The 23,379-nt window shown below is 44.0% G+C and carries 21 protein-coding genes; 4 read left to right on the top strand and 17 right to left on the bottom strand.

Annotated features, from left to right (window positions below; all coding sequences use genetic code 11):
- The first annotated feature begins 120 nt into the window (after positions 1–120).
- From glsA to gadC, 3 genes are all read left to right on the top strand, one after another.
- Entirely contained in the window at positions 121–1,086 is a 966-nt protein-coding gene (gene glsA / locus DWY55_RS15675; RefSeq protein ID WP_005831199.1) for a glutaminase A, read from the top strand.
- A gap of 109 nt (positions 1,087–1,195) precedes the next feature.
- A complete protein-coding gene (locus DWY55_RS15680) occupies positions 1,196–1,939 on the top strand; it encodes a potassium channel family protein (RefSeq protein ID WP_005832258.1) in 744 nt (247 codons plus the stop codon).
- Between the two features lie 103 nt (positions 1,940–2,042).
- Positions 2,043–3,629: a putative glutamine/gamma-aminobutyrate antiporter GadC gene (gene gadC / locus DWY55_RS15685; protein ID WP_005831203.1), complete on the top strand. Its 1,587-nt coding sequence runs from the start codon at positions 2,043–2,045 to the stop codon at positions 3,627–3,629.
- Positions 3,630–3,722: 93 nt separating this feature from the next.
- Here gadC and DWY55_RS15690 read toward each other — a convergent pair whose 3' ends face one another.
- The 9 genes from DWY55_RS15690 to DWY55_RS15730 all read right to left on the bottom strand — a co-directional run bounded on the left by DWY55_RS15690 (position 3,723) and on the right by DWY55_RS15730 (position 10,671).
- Entirely contained in the window at positions 3,723–4,673 is a 951-nt protein-coding gene (locus DWY55_RS15690; protein ID WP_117878506.1) for an NAD(P)H-dependent flavin oxidoreductase, read from the bottom strand.
- Between the two features lie 78 nt (positions 4,674–4,751).
- On the bottom strand, positions 4,752–5,414 hold the full coding sequence (locus DWY55_RS15695) for a DUF4858 domain-containing protein (RefSeq protein WP_008664780.1): 663 nt from the start codon (positions 5,412–5,414) through the stop codon (positions 4,752–4,754).
- A 48-nt stretch (positions 5,415–5,462) separates the two neighbouring features.
- A complete protein-coding gene (locus DWY55_RS15700; RefSeq protein WP_005831209.1) occupies positions 5,463–6,020 on the bottom strand; it encodes a DUF4943 family protein in 558 nt (185 codons plus the stop codon).
- A 19-nt stretch (positions 6,021–6,039) separates the two neighbouring features.
- Complete coding sequence (locus DWY55_RS15705; protein ID WP_005831212.1) at positions 6,040–7,140, bottom strand: outer membrane beta-barrel protein; 1,101 nt, start codon at positions 7,138–7,140, stop codon at positions 6,040–6,042.
- A complete protein-coding gene (locus DWY55_RS15710; RefSeq protein ID WP_005831214.1) occupies positions 7,127–7,735 on the bottom strand; it encodes an RNA polymerase sigma factor in 609 nt (202 codons plus the stop codon). Before DWY55_RS15710 ends, DWY55_RS15705 begins: the two co-directional genes overlap by 14 nt.
- Before the next feature lie 50 nt (positions 7,736–7,785).
- The gene (locus DWY55_RS15715; RefSeq protein ID WP_005831216.1) at positions 7,786–8,490 is read right to left on the bottom strand and encodes a hypothetical protein; all 705 of its coding nucleotides are present in this window, start codon (positions 8,488–8,490) and stop codon (positions 7,786–7,788) included.
- A gap of 6 nt (positions 8,491–8,496) precedes the next feature.
- A complete protein-coding gene (locus DWY55_RS15720; protein WP_005831218.1) occupies positions 8,497–9,207 on the bottom strand; it encodes a hypothetical protein in 711 nt (236 codons plus the stop codon).
- 230 nt (positions 9,208–9,437) lie between these two features.
- A complete protein-coding gene (gene nadC / locus DWY55_RS15725) occupies positions 9,438–10,286 on the bottom strand; it encodes a carboxylating nicotinate-nucleotide diphosphorylase (protein ID WP_005831220.1) in 849 nt (282 codons plus the stop codon).
- Positions 10,279–10,671, bottom strand: coding sequence for a DUF4783 domain-containing protein (locus DWY55_RS15730; protein ID WP_005831222.1), 393 nt, complete (start codon positions 10,669–10,671; stop codon positions 10,279–10,281). The genes nadC and DWY55_RS15730 overlap by 8 nt, the downstream gene beginning before the upstream one ends.
- Before the next feature lie 94 nt (positions 10,672–10,765).
- Here DWY55_RS15730 and rlmH point away from each other — a divergent pair, with 94 nt between their 5' ends.
- Positions 10,766–11,239 (top strand): 23S rRNA (pseudouridine(1915)-N(3))-methyltransferase RlmH, encoded by a 474-nt coding sequence (gene rlmH / locus DWY55_RS15735; protein ID WP_005831223.1) that lies wholly within the window; start codon positions 10,766–10,768, stop codon positions 11,237–11,239.
- A gap of 6 nt (positions 11,240–11,245) precedes the next feature.
- Here rlmH and DWY55_RS15740 read toward each other — a convergent pair whose 3' ends face one another.
- The 8 genes from DWY55_RS15740 to DWY55_RS15775 all read right to left on the bottom strand — a co-directional run bounded on the left by DWY55_RS15740 (position 11,246) and on the right by DWY55_RS15775 (position 23,233).
- Positions 11,246–14,155 (bottom strand): bifunctional fucokinase/fucose-1-phosphate guanylyltransferase, encoded by a 2,910-nt coding sequence (locus DWY55_RS15740; protein ID WP_005831224.1) that lies wholly within the window; start codon positions 14,153–14,155, stop codon positions 11,246–11,248.
- A gap of 159 nt (positions 14,156–14,314) precedes the next feature.
- Positions 14,315–14,902, bottom strand: coding sequence for a sugar transferase (locus DWY55_RS15745; RefSeq protein ID WP_005831225.1), 588 nt, complete (start codon positions 14,900–14,902; stop codon positions 14,315–14,317).
- Entirely contained in the window at positions 14,902–16,122 is a 1,221-nt protein-coding gene (locus tag DWY55_RS15750; RefSeq protein WP_005831226.1) for a DegT/DnrJ/EryC1/StrS family aminotransferase, read from the bottom strand. Before DWY55_RS15750 ends, DWY55_RS15745 begins: the two co-directional genes overlap by 1 nt.
- 30 nt (positions 16,123–16,152) lie before the next feature.
- Positions 16,153–19,053 (bottom strand): FAD-binding and (Fe-S)-binding domain-containing protein, encoded by a 2,901-nt coding sequence (locus tag DWY55_RS15755; RefSeq protein ID WP_005831228.1) that lies wholly within the window; start codon positions 19,051–19,053, stop codon positions 16,153–16,155.
- A 25-nt stretch (positions 19,054–19,078) separates the two neighbouring features.
- Positions 19,079–20,149, bottom strand: a complete 1,071-nt coding sequence (gene wecB / locus DWY55_RS15760; RefSeq protein WP_005831231.1) for a non-hydrolyzing UDP-N-acetylglucosamine 2-epimerase — start codon at positions 20,147–20,149, stop codon at positions 19,079–19,081.
- A complete protein-coding gene (locus tag DWY55_RS15765; protein ID WP_005831233.1) occupies positions 20,146–21,372 on the bottom strand; it encodes a glycosyltransferase family 4 protein in 1,227 nt (408 codons plus the stop codon). The genes wecB and DWY55_RS15765 overlap by 4 nt, the downstream gene beginning before the upstream one ends.
- Complete coding sequence (locus DWY55_RS15770; protein ID WP_005831235.1) at positions 21,369–22,586, bottom strand: glycosyltransferase; 1,218 nt, start codon at positions 22,584–22,586, stop codon at positions 21,369–21,371. The genes DWY55_RS15765 and DWY55_RS15770 overlap by 4 nt, the downstream gene beginning before the upstream one ends.
- 23 nt (positions 22,587–22,609) lie before the next feature.
- Complete coding sequence (locus DWY55_RS15775) at positions 22,610–23,233, bottom strand: glycosyltransferase (protein ID WP_243633669.1); 624 nt, start codon at positions 23,231–23,233, stop codon at positions 22,610–22,612.
- Positions 23,234–23,379: the final 146 nt, after the last annotated feature.

Consider the following 23,379-nt stretch of genomic DNA (forward strand, 5'->3'; position numbering starts at 1 on the left):
TAATTTACGATTAAACGATTTACGATGTACGATTAGAGTTTCTCTTGATACGGACTACGTTTAAAGGAGTAATTTCAATCGTAAATCGTACATCGTCTAATCGTACATCACAACGTGTTTATGGAAAAGAAAATATCAATTTCACAAATAAAGGAGGTTGCCCAAGAAGCCTACAATGAGGTGAAGGGCAGCACAGGAGGCAAGAATGCGGATTATATTCCCTACCTTGCCAACATAGACTCCAAACTATTCGGACTCAGCATCTGCCTGATGAACGGGCAGACCATCAATATAGGTGACACAGACTATCGTTTCGGTATAGAGTCCGTCTCGAAGGTACACACAGCCATCCTTATCCTGCGCCAATACGGTGCGCAGAAAGTGCTGGACATGATAGGTGCCGATGCCACGGGACTACCGTTCAACTCCATCATCGCCATCTTGCTGGAAAACGACCACCCTTCCACTCCATTGGTAAATGCCGGTGCCATTTCCGCCTGTTCCATGGTACAGCCAGTGGGAAACTCCGACAAGAAATGGGATGCCATTGTACAGAATGTCACTGAGCTGTGCGGCTCCGCCCCACAACTCATCGACGAACTGTACAAATCGGAAACGGCTACCAACTTCAACAACCGCTCCATTGCCTGGCTGCTGAAAAACTACAACCGCATCTACGATGATCCGGATATGGCACTCGACCTCTATACCCGCCAGTGTTCTCTCGGCATCACGGCCCAGCAACTGGGCATTGCCGCAGGAACCATCGCCAATAACGGTGTGAACCCCGTCACCAAACAAACGGTGTTCGAAGCCAGCCTGGCACCGAAAATTACGTCGATGATTTCGACCGTAGGCTTCTACGAGCATTCCGGCGACTGGATGTACACCGCCGGCATACCGGCCAAAAGCGGTGTAGGCGGTGGTGTAATGGCCGTATTGCCCGGTGTCATGGGAGTATCGGCCTTCGCTCCTCCCCTAGACGAAGCGGGAAACTCCGTAAAGGCCCAATCGGCAATCAAGTTCATCATGAACAAGCTCGGCCTGGGTGTGTTCAACGGTGATAACGTAACGATTACAGAATAAGTTTCTCTTTTTAGTTATGAGTTATAGGTTATGAGTTATTTGTTGGTAGGCACCGTAATCAGCAAATGACTTATAACTCATAACTTATGACTTTATAATGGACTTCATCATGAAAATGGCTCTATCAGAATTTGTATTGCGGGAAAAAGGTATCTATGGCATACTGCATGTCATTATATTGATACTGTCGCTATTTTTAGTTATCAGCATCTCTGTCGACACGTTCAAGGGGATCCCCTTTTACGAACAGTCGGTCTACATGAAAGTACAGTTGTGGATATGTGCCCTGTTCCTGGCAGATTTTGTATTGGAATGGTTCCTGGCAGAGAAGAAGGGTCACTACGTGGCCACGCATTTCATTTTCCTGCTGGTAGCTATACCCTATCAAAACATCATTGCCTATATGGGATGGACTTTCTCACCCGAGATAACCTATATGCTGCGTTTCATCCCATTAGTGCGGGGTGGTTACGCCATGGCTATCGTGGTGGGTTGGCTGACGTACAACCGCGCATCGGGACTGTTCGTTTCCTACCTTACCATGTTGCTGGCCACTGTCTATTTTTCCAGTCTGGCCTTTTATGTCATGGAGCATGGTCCCAATCCTTTAGTCAAAGGATATGGAGACGCCTTATGGTGGGCATTTATGGACGTGACGACGGTGGGTTCCAATATCATAGCAGTCACTCCCACCGGACGGGTACTGTCCGTACTGCTGGCTGCGCTGGGCATGATGATGTTCCCTATCTTTACAGTGTATGTAACGAGCCTGGTCGAACGGCGCAATAAGGAAAAAGAAGAGTTCTACAAGAAAGTTGCACAGAAGCCCGCGCCCAAAGCCGACGCTTCCTGAATAGTTAAAACCGGAACTTTCACTTATCCGTTGGGAACAACTCTCCCCAAGTGTTGTTATAGACGCTGATTTTGAATATATTTTTCATCTAAAACCTTAACTTATGGCAAATATTAAACAAACAGTGAAGCTGGGTGTATTTACCCTGGCAATCATGAATGTGACGGCAGTAGTATCCCTACGTGGACTTCCTGCCGAGGCCGTGTACGGAATGAGTTCGGCCTTCTACTACTTATTTGCAGCCATTGTTTTTCTGATTCCGACGTCACTTGTCGCCGCGGAACTGGCTGCCATGTTTCAAGACAAGCAAGGCGGTGTGTTCCGCTGGGTGGGCGAAGCCTACGGAAAAAAACTGGGCTTCCTTGCCATCTGGGTACAATGGATTGAAAGTACAATCTGGTATCCTACCGTATTGACATTCGGTGCCGTATCCATTGCTTTCATCGGCATGAACGACGTACACGACATGTCACTGGCCAACAACAAGTATTACTCACTCGTTGTTGTCCTCATCATCTACTGGCTGGCTACGTTCATCTCCATGAAGGGCATGAGCTGGGTAGGTAAAGTGGCAAAGGTCGGCGGCCTGGTCGGGACTATTATCCCTGCCGCACTGCTGATTATCCTGGGTATTATCTACCTTGCCACCGGCGGACACTCCAACCTGGATTTCCACAGCAGCTTCTTCCCCGACTTGACGAACTTCGACAACGTGGTGCTTGCTGCCAGTATCTTCCTCTTCTATGCCGGTATGGAAATGGGCGGTATCCACGTAAAAGACGTGAACAATCCCTCCAAGAATTATCCGAAGGCAGTGTTCATCGGTGCGGCCATTACGGTTATCATCTTCGTGCTCGGTACTTTCTCACTGGGCATCATCATCCCGGCCAAAGACATCAGTCTGACACAGAGTCTGCTTGTAGGCTTCGATAACTATTTCCATTACATCCGCGCCTCCTGGCTGTCACCGATTATTGCCATCGCTTTGGCATTCGGCGTACTGGCAGGTGTATTGACATGGGTTGCTGGTCCGTCCAAAGGTATCTTTGCCGTAGGAAAAGCAGGCTACATGCCTCCGTTCTTCCAAAAGACAAACAAGCTGGGCGTACAGAAGAATATCCTTTATGTACAAGGCGGTGCAGTAACCGTACTGAGCCTTCTGTTCGTAGTCATGCCTTCCGTACAGAGTTTCTACCAGATTCTATCACAGCTGACTGTAGTCCTCTATCTTATCATGTATATGCTGATGTTCTCCGGAGCCATCGTGCTGCGTTATAAGATGAAGAAGCTGAACCGTCCGTTCCGTATCGGCAAGAATGGCAACGGACTGATGTGGCTCATCGGTGGACTTGGTTTCTGCGGGTCATTGCTGGCATTCGTACTGAGCTTTATCCCACCCAGCCAAATCTCAACAGGCAGCAACACAGTATGGTTCTCCGTGCTCATCATCGGTGCACTGATTGTAGTCATTGCCCCGTTCATTATTTATGCTTCCAAAAAACCGTCCTGGGTTGACCCGAACAGTAGCTTCGAACCATTCCACTGGGAAGAGCAACCCGCTGTGCAGACAGCCGGTAAAAGCGCAACAAATATGGCTACCGGTAGCGCCACTACCAGCAACAATGGCACAAGTAATTCCGCCACAAGTGGAAATATGGCAAAAGACACAACCAATATCCCCAAAGGATAAAAGGTTATAAATTGGAACTAAAAAAGGAATATCCCCGAAATCACCGGGAATATTCCTTTTTTAGTGTTATATGATACCAGAAGACGGGAATAGTCAGAAATCCAATTCCTGCATTCTCTCCCACGCCCTTCTGCTCTCCTCCACCAACTCTTGCATGACCGACGCCACAGACTGCACTCCCTTTCCATGCAGCAAGGCAGATACCTGCCCTATTTCCAGTTCCCCTTCTTCCAAGTCACCTTCAAAAATACCACGTTTGGCACGGCCGCGCCCTAAAAGGATACGAAGTTCTTCCTCTGAAGCTCCCACAGCCTCAGCAGCCTCTACGGCGCTGCGAAAGTTATTGCGCACCAGACGCACCGGAGCCAATTTCTTCAAAAGCAGACGGGTATCCCCTTCTTCCAAATGCAAGCAGTAATCCTTAAATACCTCGTTTGCAGAACTCTCTGCCGTCAAGGCAAAGCGTGTACCAATCTGCCCACCTTCCGCACCCAGCACCCGGGCAGCCAGCATGGCCTCACCCGTTGCAATGCCACCGGCGGCAATCAGCGGAAGTGTAGTAACTGCACGTACAGCTGGTATCAGGCACAGGGTGGTAGTCTCCTCCCTCCCATTGTGCCCACCGGCTTCGAAGCCTTCGGCAACTATTGCATCAACACCCGCCTCTTCTGCCTTCACGGCAAAACGCGAGGACGAAACAACATGCACCACCGTGATGCCACGCTCGTGCAACCAACCAGTCCATTTCTTCGGGCTGCCGGCAGATGTAAATACAATCTTCACTCCCTCGTCGGCCACAATCTGCATTATCTCTTCTATCTGGGGATACATCAAGGGAATATTCACACCAAAAGCATGATGCGTAGCCTCACGGCATTTCCTGATATGCTCCCGCAACGTTTCGGGATGCATCGAACCTGCGCCGAGCAAGCCCAGCCCTCCCGCATTGCTTACAGCAGCAGCAAGTCTCCAGCCGCTACACCACACCATACCACCTTGAATTATCGGATATCTTATTCCAAATAGAGAAGTCACTCTGTTCATTATTACTTTTTTTAAAGGTTTACTAATGAAAACAAGAAGAGGAGAAAGAAAGTTCAAAATTTGACAAAAAGTGATAAATTACTGTTGTTCCAAAACAGTTATCGAATCTCCATACGCCTTCAATACTTCCAGCGTACGGGCACGGCGCTTGCGGCCTTTGAAATTCCAAAACTCACGGGTAAAAGGTGTCATCAGGTCTAAACCGGAAATTCCACCGCCACTGGCACCCTGCCAACCGCCCACAGCCATATTATTGGCCCGCTCCGTCACCCGGTAACGCAAACCGGTTGCTTCAATCTGCTCCACCGTCTCACGCGGACCGGCATCAAACGGATGTTTAGCCCAGTTCGTAGGAATCATCAGAATCTTAAGCGCATAGAATTCATCTCCTCGCCAAGTATCCTTGTCTACCTTGATTTTTTTCTGATAAATGGGGTCCCAATTATATTTGGTATTGGCTGTATAAGGACGTAAGGTAAGCACCACTTTTTTCTCGGGCGCTTTCGGCATGACGGGCAATGAATTATCAAAATCCATCCACGACTTGTCCATCACCGCTTTCGGAGTACCCAGAGAATTGTTCATTTCCAATTCCTGCAATACCTCCGGATTCAGTTTTACCTCCCCCTCGCCCTTCAGCAACCGGTTCAGCCTCAACGAGTCCTGAGGGGTCCAGTTTTGGGCATAACAAGGGAAGGCTACTGCACAGAGCAGCCCCATTACAAGTATAAATCTCTTCACCTGACAGTTTGATTACTTAATACCTAATCCTTAATCCCTAAAAACAGGTCACCACCACATATATCCGCTGCCACAAAGCGGTTCGTCATAGCAGGGATCAATCGTCCACATAGTCCGTGGATACTTACGGGTTTCCCACCAGCGGCGGTAGCGCGAAGCGGCATCCAGCACCTCTTCGTCCGAAAGGAAATAGATACCTTCATAATTCTCCGCATCCGTATGTACCATCTTGCATCCCATCGAAGCATTGTTCCCGAGACGGATAGTCTCTACCGTCCACAGGATGCATTCGCCCAAACGCAGCTTGCCACCTGCCGAATAGGATACCGGAGCCAGGGGGAAAGAGGGAATGACCGTCAAGTCCTCGGCATACTTCAGCAATTCCTCTATATCTTCGGAAGTGAACTTGGGCATGTTACTCAATCCATCCGGACTTTGGGTAGAATATTTGCCAGCCTTCAACTGCTTGACAAACAAGTCTACATCCGGATGGTTGTAGTCCAACGTTTCTTTGCTGCAAGAGCTCAAAGAGAGAACAGAAAGAGTAAAGAATACGAGCAGCATAGTCTGCCCGAATATATGTAATTTATTGTATAGAGTCTTCATATTTGTATGGTATTTAAGATTAATAAGTCATGCGCACGCCGCACAACAGATTCAGATTGGTGGGCCGTTCCGTACGCAAGGTTCTTGTCTGCGAGTCCGTATCGAAATGATGGGATACAGACGGCTCTGCAAACAAGGCAAAACGGTTGTTCATTTTATAGCGTACCCCTACTCCGGCAGCAACCGACAACTGTACCGGCTCTGCACCGAAACCATTGTCCGGAGCACCTGCAATGCATTTCTCGGCTGCTCCACCTACCATAGCATAGAAATCCACTTTCGGCGTACTGGCCAGCATCATGTTCAGCCTTACCGGAATTCCCAGCGTATGCAACGTATGGTCACCATCCAAGCAATTATACTGAAGACCGGCTTCCAAGGAGAAATGCTTGTTCAAACAACGTTCCACGCTTACCCCGACCGTGAACGGCATATGGAAATTCCCTTTCGGCAGGGAAGTGCCGATGCCTGCTTTCAATGCCCAATTACGGGGCTTAGATGGCGATACAGCCACAGACTTTGCCGGTTCTTCCTCAGAAGATGGCAGCATTCTATCTATATCAGCATCCTTATGGCCAGGATTTGAATGGTAGTTCCCGTTTCCGGCCGGAGTTCCGTTACTGTAATAACCGTTTCCCGGCTGCTGCTGGTTTCCGTACACCCGTTGGGTAATCCGGATGGAAACATGGACAGACATGGATTCATCCTCATCGGCCTGCGCCGTCAATCCTGCCGGAATGCCGTTGGCGGGATGCTGTGTACCGGACTTTTGTGCCATGGGGTTGGCCTGATGAATAGAGGGAAAACTTTCCTGCACCACATCCCCGTTCAAGTTACCTTCCGGCGTCATGGCCGCCACTTGTGTAAAGGCCTCCTTGATTTCCTCTTTCGGAGAGAAATACCAGAAAGCGGCAGAAGCAGCTCCCAGTACAAATACAACAGAGGCGGCTGCGGCTACGCGGTGAAACCTCGGAGAAAGAAAAAGCGGCCTCCTGCCTTTTGCGGCAACCGGTGACGGCAAGTCACGTTGCAACCCTTCCCAGAAGTCCTCCCGCACTGTCATCTCTGCGCCGGCAAGACGACTGCGGAACAAACCGGTTATTTCATCATTTTCTCTCATATTCAGTATATTCTTTAATTCTTTTTATCAACAAACACTTAGCACGATGCAACTGCGAGGTAGACGAATGCTCTTTGATGTGGAGGATTTCGGCTATTTCCTTGTGCGATTTCTCCTCAAAGACGTATAAGTTGAATACAGTACGGCATCCATCGGGAAGTTCCGCCACGAACGCCATCAGCATTTCTTCGGAAATACGGCCTCCGGTTTCGGCAATGCCTGCTTCATCCGGAATGTCGGGCAATTGTTCCTCATTCACCACCAGTTGGCTGAAACGTTGCTGTTTCCGCAGGTAGTCTATCGCCTGCGTCACCATTACCCTTGTCACCCAGGTACTCAATGCACATTCGCCACGGAAGGTGAAGTGGGTGAAAATTTTGATGAAGCCATCGTGCAATACGTCATGGGCCGCATCGACATCGCCCGTATAGCGGTAACATACCGCCAGCATCTGCTTGGAGTAGAGGGTGTATAATTCCTTTCGGGCGGAATCCTTTCCTGCCCGGCAGCCCTCAATCAGTTCTATCTCATTTTCCAATGTCAGTGCTCGTTTTACGGACGCCTCTTCGCGTCGTTTGTTAGTTAGACGCAGCATTTTTGAAAATGCTGCTGAATTAAATATAAAAAGATGTTAAAGAACGGAGATTACTTATATTTGGCTTTCAATACTTGAATCTGCTTGGCCAGCCTTTCATCCAATTCATCAAATTCATGCCAATACAGAAAACCGGGAACCATGTTGACGTAATTGATAAATTTCTTATACTGCACAAGAAACAAGGCCTGGTCCCGAAGACCGTCGCCACCGTCAAAAACATTCGCCCACTCCCTGGACATGGCAGCACTCATAAGAGCATCTGTTTTCGTTGCATAGTAATCACTGACATCCTTTTGTTTCCTGCCCAACTCAAAATAAGTCTGCAATACATCCTGCAACATACGTTTGTCCGGTATATACTGCATCAATGAAGAACCTTTCAGCACATCCAGCGCATCTGTCCTATAAGAAAATTCATCCATATTATTGAAAAACTTGCCATACTTCCACAGAGTATCTGTCGGTATCTTGGATACATCCATATCATGTTCCCTCAACAACAGACTCATGTGTATGTCAATATCCAACAAGTGCTTTATATTACGGAGCTCCTGCCTATTATATTCCAACTCTTCCGTTACCAACTGCATCGTAGCACGCACTTCCTTTTGGCGGGCATTCTCGGTAATCCGGTCATTTCCCCAGAAAGTGACAATGATGCCCGCAGCCACAATACTGAACTGGCGGAAATAATCACCTATGCGCCAACTTTTTATCTTATGGTTCAACCTGTTAAAGCTTGTCTTTCCCATATCTTTTCATTCTAAATGATACTTTTTCTCAAGCGCTTGTATTGCCTCGTCTATACGTTTTCCCACACGTTCTACATAGTCCGGCGTAAAATAGTTCCGCGCTACCCTGACAAAGTTCCGTACCGACCTGTCCGACAAGTAAATATCCCACGCCTCATATCCTCCACGATTTATCTGGTCCGTCTGTTCATCAGTCAATGCCAAATGGAAAGGAACCATAATTTCGTCCTTCATATCGTAATAGCCATTCATAGTCGCCCTAAATCCATCCAATACCTCATAGATTCCGGTCAACTGCAACAGTAGCTCTTTATCTGAAATCTTCTGCATCAACATGGAGTTTTTAAGTATATCCAATGCATTCTGACTATAATAAAAACTGCGGATATGCCCCATAAGAAAGCGGAACTGTATCAATGAATCTTCTGGTATCGTCCGATGCTTTAAGTCATACTCCACCAATAAGCTGGAAAGACGTTCATCCTCTCTAAACTCTGAAACGATACTCTCATAATTCTCCCGGTTGCTTTTCAGTTCATCCCTAATCAGCGACATGGTGGCTTGAATATCTTTCTTCTCGGAGTTTTGAGTAACCAACTCACTACCGGCAAAGGTAATCAGTACACCAATCACCACAATGGAAGTCTGCCGGATGTAGTCTCCCACTTGCCAACCTTTGACAGTTGTTTTTACTTTATTCCATGTTATGTTTTTCATATCTTCCTACGCTATTATCCATTACTCTGAAACACATCATCCGTTATAGCCAAACGCATCATCTATCCGTCCCCAACAGACCATCTGTTTCACCCCAATACACCATCTGTTTTTTCAGGAGTCATTACTCTGCTGGTTATCAAGAGAAAGCCTCTCATAAGTCTGCCGTAATGCAACATTCTTTATGAGAGGCTTTCCTTATTATTCTGCAATAATGCTTTCCGCCTTTGTCAACATGCTTTAAAGCTCATGTCCAATCCTTTCACAGAGTGCGTCAAAGCTCCTACGGAAATAAAATCCACACCGCATTCGGCATAGTCGCGGAGCGTATCAAACGTGATGCCGCCGGAAGATTCCGTTTCATAGCGGCCGCCTACCATCTCTACGGCCTTCTTTGTCATTGCCGGCGTAAAGTTGTCGAACATGATACGGTCTACACCACCCAAATCGAGCACTTGCTGCAATTCGTCGAAGTTGCGCACTTCTATTTCTATCTTGAGGTCCTTGCCTTTTCCCTTGCAATATTCCTTCGCACGGTTGATGGCCTTGTCGATGCCTCCCGCAAAGTCCACATGGTTGTCTTTCAGCAAAATCATATCGAACAAGCCGATACGGTGGTTTACGCCGCCACCGATTTTCACTGCCATTTTCTCGAGGATACGCATGCCCGGAGTAGTCTTGCGGGTATCAAGTACACGGGTATTCGTACCTTTCAGTTGCTCGGCATACTTATGTGTCATGGTGGCAATGCCACTCATGCGCTGCATGATGTTCAGCATCAGACGCTCCGTTTGCAACAAAGACTGTATCTTGCCTTCCACAATCATGGCCACATCGCCCGGCTTTACGGCTGTACCATCATTAATGAACACTTCCACCTTCATGGTAGGATCGAAACGGCGGAACACCTCCTTTGCTATCTCGATACCGGCCAGGATGCCCGGTTCTTTTATCAACAGTTTGGATTTGCCCATTGCCGTAGCAGGAATGCACGAAAGGGTTGTATGGTCTCCATCGCCTATATCTTCGGCGAAAGCCAGGTCTATCAGCCTGTCAATCAATTCTTCTTCCTTATTCATCTGTTTTATCTATCCTTATTTGATGTATGACATATTTGTTCTGTACTTTTCTGAAGAAACAATTCACCCGAAAGTTTCCATTTGCGGTCATCAAGATACCGATGACGAAACCGGACTCATCGCGCTTCCCCTGATGGTTCACATTAAAACTGCCGACCTTGTGGTTGGAGAAGAAAGCAGCCATTGTGCCCTCTGCCGTCCGCTTATCGGCGTGGGTCGACTTATTCTGAATGATTAAATCGACCTTGTCACCCAGATACTTGTTGAGCTCCTGAGAGTTTCCTTCCTTGAAGGCTCCAATCACTCCCTCGGGAACATTCTGGGCCAGCAGCACAGACGTCCAAATGAAGAGACCGGTCAACAAAAAGATTACCCGTTTTTTCATTTTCACAAGTATTTATGATAGGCAAAGGTAAGCATTTGTCTCAAAATACAATAAAAAAATGCTAAATTTGTGCGCTAATCAAAACAGAACCAGTATGAAAACTACTCTGCTCGTTGTAGGACGAACTGTAGAACAACACTTTATAACAGCCATCAACGACTATGTGCAACGTACCAAGCGTTATCTCTCATTCGAGATGGAAGTCATCCCCGAACTGAAAAACACCAAGAGTCTCTCCATGGAAGTGCAGAAGGAAAAGGAAGGGGAACTGATATTGAAAGCTCTCCAGCCGGGAGATGTGGTCGTACTGCTGGACGAAGGTGGAAAAGAAATGCGCTCCATAGAGTTTGCAGACTATATGAAGCGCAAGATGAATACCGTGAACAAACGGCTGGTATTTATTATCGGAGGCCCTTACGGATTCTCCCCCAAAGTGTACGAAGCGGCACACGAGAAGATGTCCCTCTCACGCATGACCTTTTCCCATCAGATGGTGCGCCTCATCTTTGTGGAGCAACTCTACCGGGCGATGACCATACTGAACGGGGGGCCGTATCATCATGAATGATGAATTTCAGCTCCGCGACACCTGGAATCCCTTATCCGAGAGTGACATTTCTACGAACCTGGCTCTCGGATTCGGTACATTCAGCGTCAAGGTCTCACGGATGCGCAGGGCTGCCTGCGGATCCTTAGCCACCATATACAGATAACCTCCCCCACCGGCTCCCGGCAGTTTATATCCTAAGGTATAGTCTTTTATCTGACAGATGATGTCCTCTACGGCAGGAGGATTTGTTCCACTGTCCAGTGCCTTCTTCTGCATCCATGTCTTGCCTACCAGTGTTCCGAAACTCTTGAAGTCATTCCGTTGAATGGCTTCGGCCATATCCAAGGCATGTGCTTTCATCTCTTCTAATAACCCCAGGTGCAGGGAAGAGTTGAGGAACATGGAGCGTACTATTTCTGCAAGGATGCCCTTGGCTGTACGCGTAATGCCCGTATAATACAGCAGATGGCAATCTCGGTATTCCGGATGGGTAAACAAATGCTCGGGCAACCAGCGTACCAATGGCTGCTGGGCAAATCCAGCCTCCGTCTGCAACAGTTTGATACCTTGCAGTACCCCACCGTATTGGTCTTGCCAACCGCCACCGGTCGTCAGCAACTGTTCCAGGGCAAGCGTACGGCGGCATATTTCGTTCTTATCCCACATCAGTCCGCAAAAGTCACTCAATGAACCCAAGACAGTAGAAGCCAAAATGGAGCTTGTGCCCAGACCGGAACCTGCAGGTATGGCAGAAAGCAATGTAATCTCTATACCTGTGCCGAAGGCTTCCAGTTGTTTTTCCAGCGAAGGATAAGCCGTTTCTGAAAAAGCCGGAACAAACCCGGCCAGCGCCAATGCTGCTTTGGGAATGGAAAAGGGGGAACCTATCATGCAATAGGATTGCAATTCCTCAAAAGTATTCACCACCTCCATGGCTCCCATATCAATGGAGCGCAACACGATGCGATGCTCCGCGCAAGGTTTGATGTACACTTGTAAAGGCGGCTGCCCGTTCAGTTCAATGGCAATATTCACCACACTCCCACCGGCAAACAAGGAGTAAGGCGGAGTGTCCGTCCATCCTCCCGCCATATCTATGCGTACGGGGCTACGCCCCCATACAATCTGGTCACTATACACATTCAGGCGAGGACTGCTCTTGCGTTCATACAAATCAGTCAGCAATCCTTCGCGCAACAAGTTGAATGCGGCCTGCTCATCTGCCTTGAAGTCCCTTCCGTCCAGCTTCTCAATCTGTGCACGCAGCATCCGGTTATGGATACGCTGCATCAGCGAGGCATCTGTCGGCAACACTTCCGGCTTGTCAATGCCGAATTTATGGAATTCACCGGCCACATCCATCAAGTCGAGTTGATAGAATACACTCTTTGCATGGTTGCGTGCCAGCACTTCCCAGTTTCCTTTGCAGAAGCTCTCCCGCTGTGCATACAGCAGACGCAAGTCGGCTTGTGCTGAAATTTCGTCGGCGGACAACCGACGACTTTCCAGCCAGACAGCCTTTCCTTCCGTCAAGCCCGGTTCGGAAACCATCCATCGAAGCACTGTCCCCATCTGCTCTTTATCTTCCACAACCGGGAAGATGGCAGCAGCCTGCAGGTCCTCTTTTCTGCCGGTGATGTCTTCCACCGACAATTCCCGTTCGACCAGCCATTCCGAAAACGACATTCCAAGGAACAGTGTCTTTTCATCCCGAATATCCCCCTTAAAAGTATCGTCAAAACCATAGGGGCGTACTGCCCAGCGCTGGTCGGCAAGCGGAACTATATCAATGCAGATACCGTCTGGAATGGTCAGCCTCCAGTCATTCTTGGGAACACCCGTGATAATCTGCCGTGCCCCCAGCCGCCAAGAAGCCCCAACAAAGCTATTTTCAATCCAAAGACTGTCGTTCTTCGGAGTAAGGGGGAGATGCACTTCTGCATTCTGCACAAAGATGGCCGGATTGGGCTTCAACTTCCGGTGCATAATCTGGCGCTGGTCGTAGACCTTATTCTGTAAGGTGACGGTTGAAGACAACAGTTCGCGGCTTGTTCCATAATGGTAGAATTCGCCTCCGGGCAAAGGCAATATGGCGACGGAGAGGCTATTCAGCTCTTCATCCTCAATACGGGGATGATTTCCTAAGGACAAGCCAAAGTCAGCATACAAGTCATAGTATTTCAAGTCGGAATATGGCGTATCCACGTCCAAAGCCCCATCTGCCTTCTGCGAACGTTTCATCAGCAAGTCAACGGCCCGGTCGCTCAATAGCCAGATGCCGATATCCATTAAAAAGAGATGTGTCTTGGAGAGGTTTTCCAATTCCTCCAGAGAGGGTTTCTGAAGCATGAAGTCCAAGGATTCCGGCTGATTCCGATCCGAGACAAACACACCATGATGTGTAGCGAGCAACGGGTCTACCCACAATCCGTAGCACACCACATCTGCATCGGGAATCTCTTGAAGCGGCTTTTCCGCACGGATATACACATCACCGCTGGCAATCAGCGTACGCAGCCTTTCGGGAGCACGCTCCATAATCTTTTCGTAAAGTGGGAGTTGAAGGGATAATAAATTCTGTCCCAGTTTTTGTCCACGCGCCCAGCGAAACACCGGAATCGGGGTCAATATCTTGCCCGACGGTGCATATCCCGGTAAACGACGGCTTTGTCCTCCGGCATGCAGCAGAATACGCTTCTCTGCTGGAAGGCTTTTCTCTGTTGGAATGCACTTTTCTGTTGGAATACGCTCCTCCGCCAAATACTTCCTATCCCGTTCCTTCTGCCATTCTCTCAAGAGCCAGGTAGTTCCCCCGCCCGAGCCAAGTTTCATTCCCACCGGGTCGGAAGTACAAAACCATTTCGTACGGTCCACATTTTCCAGTTCATAGAATGCCGACACCAGATTAGGCGGCAAAGACAATAATTTCTGCATATCAATTGCTGTATTGCTTACTATTTGACAGCAAAGTAAAACAATATTGGGCAATTGACATAAGTTCTAACAATTTTTTCCGAAAATAATTCCCTTATTTTGTTTTACGAACATAATGAGGAATAAATAACCAGTTTATAACCATGCACAATCGTCTTTTCAATGTATGATACTCCATATGGTCAAAAAGATAATTTTGAAATATTCTTTCACTGACCGATGATTGATATATTTCATATTATACTGTATCTTATCCGGTAAAATCCGTTCTACATACGCTTTATCCGCATCATCAGCCTGCCCAAGTATAGTATTCTCATCAACATATTCTATGGAAGCATAATCTGTTATTCCAGGACGAACAGAAAGTATTTTACGTTGTTCATCCGTATATAGTTCTACATACTTTCGGACTTCCGGACGTGGGCCTACTAAACTCATATCACCTTTCAGTACATTAAATAACTGAGGTAGCTCATCTAATTTATATTTGCGAATAAAATATCCGACCTGAGTAATCCGAGGATCCCGTCCACCTACAGTTATCAAACCTTGCTTATCAGCTCCTATACGCATTGAACGGAACTTATAGACGTAAAAATCCGTCCCTCCACGTCCCACACGTAGTTGTTTATAAAAACCACCACCTTTACTTTCCAATCGGACGGCGAAATATAACACAAGAAATACGGGGAAAAGTAGAATTATTCCCAAAAGAGAAAAGATAAAATCAAGAAAGCGAATCATCACTCAGTACCTGCAACTGTTATATATGCGGCCTTTACAACATTAATAATGAAGTTCAGCTGTTCCTCATCCAGCTGAGGATAAATAGGCAAAGAAATTTCCCCCTTAAAATTCTCATAAGCTTGAGGATAGTTTTTTATGTCATATCCCAAGGATTTGAAAAATGAAAGCATCGGCATCGGAATGAAATGCACATTGACCGCTACTTCCGCCTTGGCTATTTCATCAATCATACGGTCACGCTGTTCTTCCGTAAAATTCTTGATTCTTAATGCGTAGATATGATAGGAGCTTTCCTTTTCACCATCTACCGAAGGAGGAATTATAGCCCAATCGTAATCTGCAAAAGCTTTGGAATAAGTATTGAATACCCTTCTACGTTCCTTCAGAAGAGCAGGATACTCTCGTATCTGAGCCAGTCCGATAGCCGCATTCACATCAGCCATATTTATTTTCATTCCCAACCCCACAATGTCATAACGCCAACCACCGGCTTTCGACTTTGAAAAAGCATCTTTTGTCTGGCAATTCAGACTCATCATATGGAGCTCCTTATAAAGTTCCGCATTGTCAAAGGGAGCAGGCAAATTAAGGCAAATGGCACCACCTTCCGCAGTTGTAACATTCTTCACCGCATGAAGTGAAAATATAGCAATATCCGTTTCACAACCCGTTCTTTGATTCCTACTGTAATATGCTCCCAAAGAATGTGCAGCATCATTCATAACCAAGATACGCCCCAATCGTTCTTGTACTGACGATGTCGGTTGAAACATGCCACGTATATCCGGTTCATTCACCAACTCCATGATGCGCTCATAATCGCAAGGAAATCCTGCAATATCAACCGGGATTATAGCCTTTGTCTTTGAAGTGATGGCATTGCGAATAGCCTCTACTGAAATATTAAAGTCTTTTCCAGAGTCCACCATAACCGGTTTTGCACCAGCGTGGAGTACAGCCAGAGCAGTAGCACTATAGGTATAGGCCGGCACAATCACCTCATCCCCAGAATGAACACCCAGCCAACGAAGCATCATGATAGCTCCCGATGTCCACGAGTTCACACACAGCACTTCTTTTGCATTGGAGAAAAGTTTTATTTCTTCCTCCAATGCTTTTACTTTCGGACCGGAAGTTATCCAGCCGGAACGTAATGAATCAACCACCTCACTGATGACAGTGTCATCAATGTAAGGAGGCGAAAATGGAATTTTCATGATTAATGTATATTTAAATAGGAAAGAATGCTACAAAAGGGCATCATATAAGATTTCTATAGGATGATAAGCTTGCCTGCCTGTACCATCCTTTATCTGTTGCCTGCAACTCGTACCAGGAGCAGAGATACAAATTTCAGTTTCAGCTTGCCTAACAGCAGGAAATAATGACTGCTCTCCTATCTGCATGGACAATGCATAATGTTCTTTCTCATAACCGAAAGCCCCGGCCATGCCACAGCAACCGGAAGGAATTATATCAACCTGATAATTTTCAGGTAAAGCAAGCATCTCCTTGGAAGGTTCAATGGAAGCCAGTGATTTCTGATGACAATGTCCATGCAATTTTATGTGTAAAGGAAAATCTGTAAATTGTTCTTGTGTTATATTTCCCTTATGGATTTCTTTCACAATGAATTCATCATACAATAAACAATTAGCAGCCAGCCTACGGGCATCTTCCCGGGTATTTTCATTGACTAAATCCGGATATTCATCCCGAAAAGCCAATATACATGAAGGTTCTATACCTATTAAAGGAGTTTCTTCAGAAATAATCTCTTTAAGTAAAACTATATTTTTCTCAGCTATGCCTTTAGCCCTTTTCAAGAAGCCTTTAGACAACTCTGTACGTCCACTCTCCACATGCTTAGGGATAATCACCTCATATCCTAAAGTACGCAGCAGTTTTATGAACTTTATGCCAATCCCCACATCCGTGTAATTGGTAAATTCATCTGCAAACAGATACACTTTACCCTTATCATGGGTTTTATTATCCGGATGCTTTATCATCCAGCTCCGCAAAGTCATTTTATAAAGCTTCGGAATAGAGCGTTGAGGAGCAAACTTCAATATCCGTTTAATGAGTGAAGACGTAAATACATTTGAGATTATTGCATTATAGAGCCATGGCGCTGCCATACCCAGCTTTTGCATACTTGTCAGATTGGCAATTAAACGCGAGCGCAATGGAATATGGGCATTGTCATAATGATGTTGCAGGTATTCCGCTTTAAAACGGGCCATATCCACATTCGAAGGGCATTCTGACTTGCAAGCCTTACAAGAAACACAAGTATCCAAAGCGGTCAGAATTTCTTCCTGATTAAAAATATCCTTCTGGAGCGGATGTATCAAAAGTTCACGTAGTGTATTGGCACGAGCACGCGTAGTATTTCTTTCATCTCTTGTAGCGCGATAAGTAGGACACATCGTACCGCCCAATAAGCCTGATTTACGACAATCCCCGGAGCCATTGCACTGTTCGATGGCACACAGCCATCCTTTCTGCCGAGAATAATCAAAATAAGTATCTATTCCTAAATCCCACTGTTCATAACGCAAATTAGCATCCATCGGAGGAGTATCCACAATTTTGCCCATATTGAAAATATGCGGAGAATCCCATATTTCCTTTACCTCCTTCAAAAGACTATAAACTTTATCTCCCAATAATAAAGGAATGAATTCACCACGTAAACGACCATCCCCATGCTCACCACTCAAAGAACCTCTATGTTTCTTTACCAATTCAGCAGTTTTGGTAGCTACCGTACGGAATAACTTCCTATCTTTTTCTTCCTTTAAATTCAAAACTGGACGGAGGTGTAACTCTCCGGTACTGATATGGGCATGATACACACAACTCAAGCCATAACCGTCAAGCATCTTTTTCATATCTGCAATGTATGCAGGAAGACGCTGTGGGGCCACAGCCGTATCTTCTATAACAGATACAGGTTTAGCACTCCCCGGCATTCCGGAAAGTAAGCCCAACCCGGCTTTTCGCAAGCTCCAAACACGACTGATATCCTTCCCATAGACACGTGGGTAATGAGTTCCATAATTATGTGCTCTTAAATCAGCCTCTATTTCGTTAGCCTTCTTATCTACCTCTTCACGGGTATTTTCTGCTAACTCAATAATAAGTATGGCAGCCGGATCTCCCTGAACAAAGAATCTGTTCTTGTTTTGTGATATGTTCCGTTTACTTAATTCCAAAATTGTGCTATCCATCAACTCAATGGCTACAGGATTATGCTTCAATACCACAAGATTGGCAACAAATGCTTCCTCCAAAGTTGAACAATGCACACATACCACAGCTTTTTCTGTTGGTGGCAGAGGTACTAAACGCAATTTTAGCTCAGTAACGAAAGCCAATGTACCTTCTGAACCAGCCAGCAATTTACACAAATTGAATGGTTCCTGACTATTAGAGTCAAAATAATCTGAATGCAATAATTCGTCGATGGCATATCCGGAGTTCCTTCTGCGTAAAGAGGTATCAGGATAGTTATCCACGATTTCTTTCTGATTTTCCTTATCTGACAGCAACGTTATCAGCCGATCATAAATAGAACTTTCCAATGAAGCTCCTGCACGTATGCTATCAACTTCCTTGGGGGATACCCCTTTCAAAAGAGCCTCAGAACCATCACTTAATATGACTTTTGCCTCCAACAGATGATCACGTGTACTGCCATATACCAATGAATGAGAACCACATGAATTATTACCGACCATTCCTCCCAAACAACAACGATTGGATGTGGAGGTTTCAGGACCGAAAAACAGTCCGTATAATTTACAATAAAGATTTAACTCATCCAATACCACTCCGGGTTGTACCCTAACCCAACGTTCCTCCGGGTTTATTTCCAAAATATGATTCATATATTTGGAAATATCCACTACCAGTCCTTTCCCGACTACCTGCCCCGCAAGAGATGTACCTCCTGCACGGGGAATCAAATTAATATGATTTCTGGAAGCGTAACGTACAATCTCCTGTACATCTGTTTCATCTTTAGGAAATGCTACGGCAAGAGGTGTCTCCCTATATGCAGAAGCATCGGTAGAATAAAGAATACGATGAAGTAAATCTGTCCTTACTTCACCATGAATATGTAAATCTTTAAAATTCATTCAAATAAAGAAGCTAAAAAAGCAATTATAAAAGTTGTAAACTTTCCAAGATTTTATTTCCTGCATCTCCATTTCCATAAAGTCTATTTTCAAACCCCGTTTTAGGAGCATCCACCAACAGAGCATACGTATCTTCTATCATCGCTTGATTGCTTCCTACCAATCTGTTAAATCCATTGTCAACAAGTTCCACCCACTCTGTTTCATCACGCATAGTCACACAATATTTACCAAAGAAATAGGCTTCTTTTTGCAATCCACCACTATCAGTCATTACCAACTCACAATTCTTTAAAAGCCAAACCATCTCCAAATAGCCAACAGGCTGGATAAAGCATATATTAGAACAGGAAAAATCATATCCTATTCCTATCAATTTGGCTTTAGTACGGGGATGCAGCGGCAATACCACCTTACATTTATCAGATATATTTTCTAAAGCCATAAAAATATTCTTCAGACGTCCCAGATTATCCGTATTTTCAGCACGATGTACTGTACATAAAACAAATTTATCCGGTAAGTTGCTGTTTGGTTTTCTGCATTTATCCGCATAAAACAATGCAGCATCTTGCATTACATCTCCATTCTTTACTATTTGGCATCTAATATTGCCATATCCTTCATTGACCAGATTTTCAGTAGCTTTATCAGTTGGACAAAATAGAATGTCACTGATACGGTCTGTCAAGATACGGTTTATCTCTTCCGGCATATCCATATTGAATGAACGTAGTCCCGCTTCTACATGAGCCACCTTGATATGAAGTTTCTTTGCGGCCAATGCACCGGCAAGAGTAGAATTTGTATCTCCATACACTAACACCCAATCCGGTTTCTCTTCTATCAGAACCTCTTCTATTCTCTCCAACATCTGCCCAGTCATAGCACCATGACCCAATCCATTTATGTTTAAATTATAATGCGGTTTAGGTATGCACATCTCTTCAAAAAAGATATCACTCATGTTAGAGTCAAAATGCTGACCTGTATGTACTATAATCTCTGTTACGTCTTTAGAAGCTGCAAAAGCACGACTCACAACCGCAGCTTTTATAAACTGAGGACGTGCCCCAATAATTGTTACTATTTTCATTTCTTTATAAGATTATTCATTATATCGAAAAAACGCTTTCCCAACACTTGATAAGTATGATTCGAGAGAACAAATTTTTTACCATTCTCTCCTAATCTTCTTCTTTCTTCTTCTGGCATGGATTTTAACGCCAAAATAGCCTTACTAATTTCACCGACGTTATCCGGTTCGACATCAATGCCACAATCAGCCTCTCCAACCAAATTGTTCCCGGCATCTATTGCCTGTATAATTGGTTTTGCAGCCATCATATAATCAAACATTTTATTGGGACTTATGCCAAAACGAAATAAAGACTGCTTTTGCAAGCCTATATAAAGCACATCCATTTCTTTCAGCAAATTAGGTATCGCCAATTTATCGATAGTTGGAAGAAAGTAAACATTTACAATTTCTTTCTTATGTGCATATTTTATCAAATTTTCTTTTTCCTGTCCTCCACCGACTAAAACAAGTACCACATTTTGCTCCGCGAGAGACGAAACCGCATCAATCACAGCATACAATGAATTTGCAATACCATGAGCACCGGCAAAACCAACTATAAACTTTCCTTCTTTCTGAAATCTACTCAATAATAAGCCATGTTCTTCCGGAATCCCCTTAGGGTTATTCCAATCAGATAAAACAATGCCATTAGGTACATAATGAAATTTACCTTTTCCCAATCCATGCTCTCTCATGTGCTCCTCAGCCTTAGGTAACATGGAAACGACAGTATCTACATATCTATAACAGTCATTCTCTGCCTTTTGCATAATTTGGATAAAGGGGTGCTTTTTAGAATATCCACCTAGTTCCATGGGGGATAATGGCCATAAATCATGTACTTCATAAATGAGTTTTGCATGATAATGCTTGGCTATTTTATAAGCAGGATAAATATCTAAAGGATAAGTAGAAGACGCTATTACAATGTCAGGTTCAAAATTCCTTAAATACTCTACAAAATAATGGTAAAGTTTGAATACAAACAAAAACATGGAAAAAATCCTTCCTACTCCATTCCCTTTATATCGATTAACCGGAATCCAACAATATTCAACATTATCTACGATTTCTCTATACTCACAAGGTTGTTTTTTTCTTAAATGCGAAAAAGAACCTCCTACAATTCGCACATGATGTCCTGCTTTCTGCCACTCCTTAGCCATATAATAAGGACGAAATTCCATGCCTAAATCAGGACTACCTGCATAATGATTAATAAGAAGAATATTCATAAAGTAATTTGATTATAAAAGCAATGGTAGTTTTTGTCTGCATTAAACTCATTCTGATAACATAAAATAGTAGATATTTTCAGAATATCCATCTTATTCATAATATCCGAAACTGTTTCATTAAAAGCAGCCTGATCAATATTAACTGGTATTAAGACACCAGTTTCATCATTTACTATTTCAGCATTTCCTCCTACATTTGTAGCAATAATAGGAATCCCAAAACTGATAGCTTCCATAATTGAAACCGGAATCCCCTCTGATAAACTCATATTAACAAACAAATCAAAATCATTCATCATATACAATTGTTTTACATCCGAATTACTGATATAACCAGTCAATATTACATTCAGGTTTTTCGATTTATTCTCTATTAAAGCCTGTAATTCCCTCAATAATGGTCCGCCCCCAATATGAGTCCAACTGATACAAAGCTGCGGATGAGCTACACAAAAAGAATTTATTCGTTTAAAAATGAAATCCACCCGTTTGACAGCAGTCAAACTTGAGCATGAAATAAAAGAAATATCTGCCACTTTCTTTACTTTCTTATTATACTGTTCTTTTGTCGATACTCCCAAATGACTTAAAAATATCTTTTCAGCATAATTTGGATAACATTTTTGCAAAAATATCTTACCTTCTTTCGCTACACAAAACACTCCTTTTAAATAGGCCAACGCTTCTTTTCTATAAGGAATATAAGAACCTATTTGTCGCTCATAAACATCATATCTATGAGCACGAGTGTAAAGCACAAAATCTCGATAATACTCATCTTTCTTTATTCTCCAACCTAATCCCAAAGGTGTATGATTAAACCAGTAACTATAAAAAACACTACCTTGTTTAAAAATATATTTATGAGATGATAAAAAAGAGCTTATCCAAAAAGAACCATACAGATACTTAATTCCTTGATAAAATTCATTGGGAGAACGTGGTCTATCTTTAATCCATAACATTTTCCAAAAATGCAGACTAAATAGCATCAAACAAGCGATATATATTTTCTTTATAAAACTCGTATCAGCCAATGAATTACAAATTTCGACATTTGAAGGTACACACCGACAAACCTTCTTTCGATGAAGAGGCAATACGACAATATGTAATCCCAAATTTCCAGCGACGCGCATCTCTTCCTCTATGAAAGTTTCTGAGTTTATTCCATAAGGAAAAGTATTAGTAAACAAATAAACCGTTTTCATCAAGATTCTCAATTAGCATAAACCTATGAATGTAGACTTTCAATCACAGTCAAACATCGTTTTTCCCACGTATGCTCTAAAGCTATTTGTTTTACCTGTTCTCTAAGCAAAACAAGATCTGTCTTATTATCCAGTATAAACAAAAGCTGTTTTTCTATATCTTTTGCCGTATAATTACAAGTATAACCTATTTTTTTTTCAGATATAAAATCTCCTGTCATCGTATGATTAGTTCCTAATAGTGGACAACCATATCCCAATGATTCAAACAATTTATAAGGAACTGCAAAATTTAAATATTCCACAGGATTTATTAATATACAAAACAAATCTGTTTGGGAAAACATTTTTTTAACTTCTTCTTTTGTACCATGCACTATTCGAACATTTAAAGGAAGTATCCCATATTGTGTTTTTTCCCTCTCCCAATCATCTTTCCTACAACATATTGTTAGATGAACTTCAGGAATATTACCAACAGCTTTTACGAATTGTTTCAAGTCATATACTCCTCCAATACCTCCAACATATAACAAACTCAATTTCTTGTCCTTGTGAGTAAGGTTTTCTTGCAAAAAATCAACGTTTAATCCCGATGGTAAAGCAAAAACAGGCATATTCAATTTTATAGGAATATAATCAAGCATCTTTGTTGAGGGAAGATATAATACATCAACCAATTGCTTATATCTCAACAAATCATAGCGATAAAAATATTTGGCGATATTTTTTTTTATAGTAAGCGCCTAAGTAAGTACATCTTCTACAGTTCATTTTCCCTCCTTACTTTTGC

It is taken from the genome of Bacteroides sp. AF25-38AC (assembly GCF_003602995.1).
Taxonomy (GTDB): Bacteria; Bacteroidota; Bacteroidia; order Bacteroidales; family Bacteroidaceae; genus Bacteroides; species Bacteroides uniformis.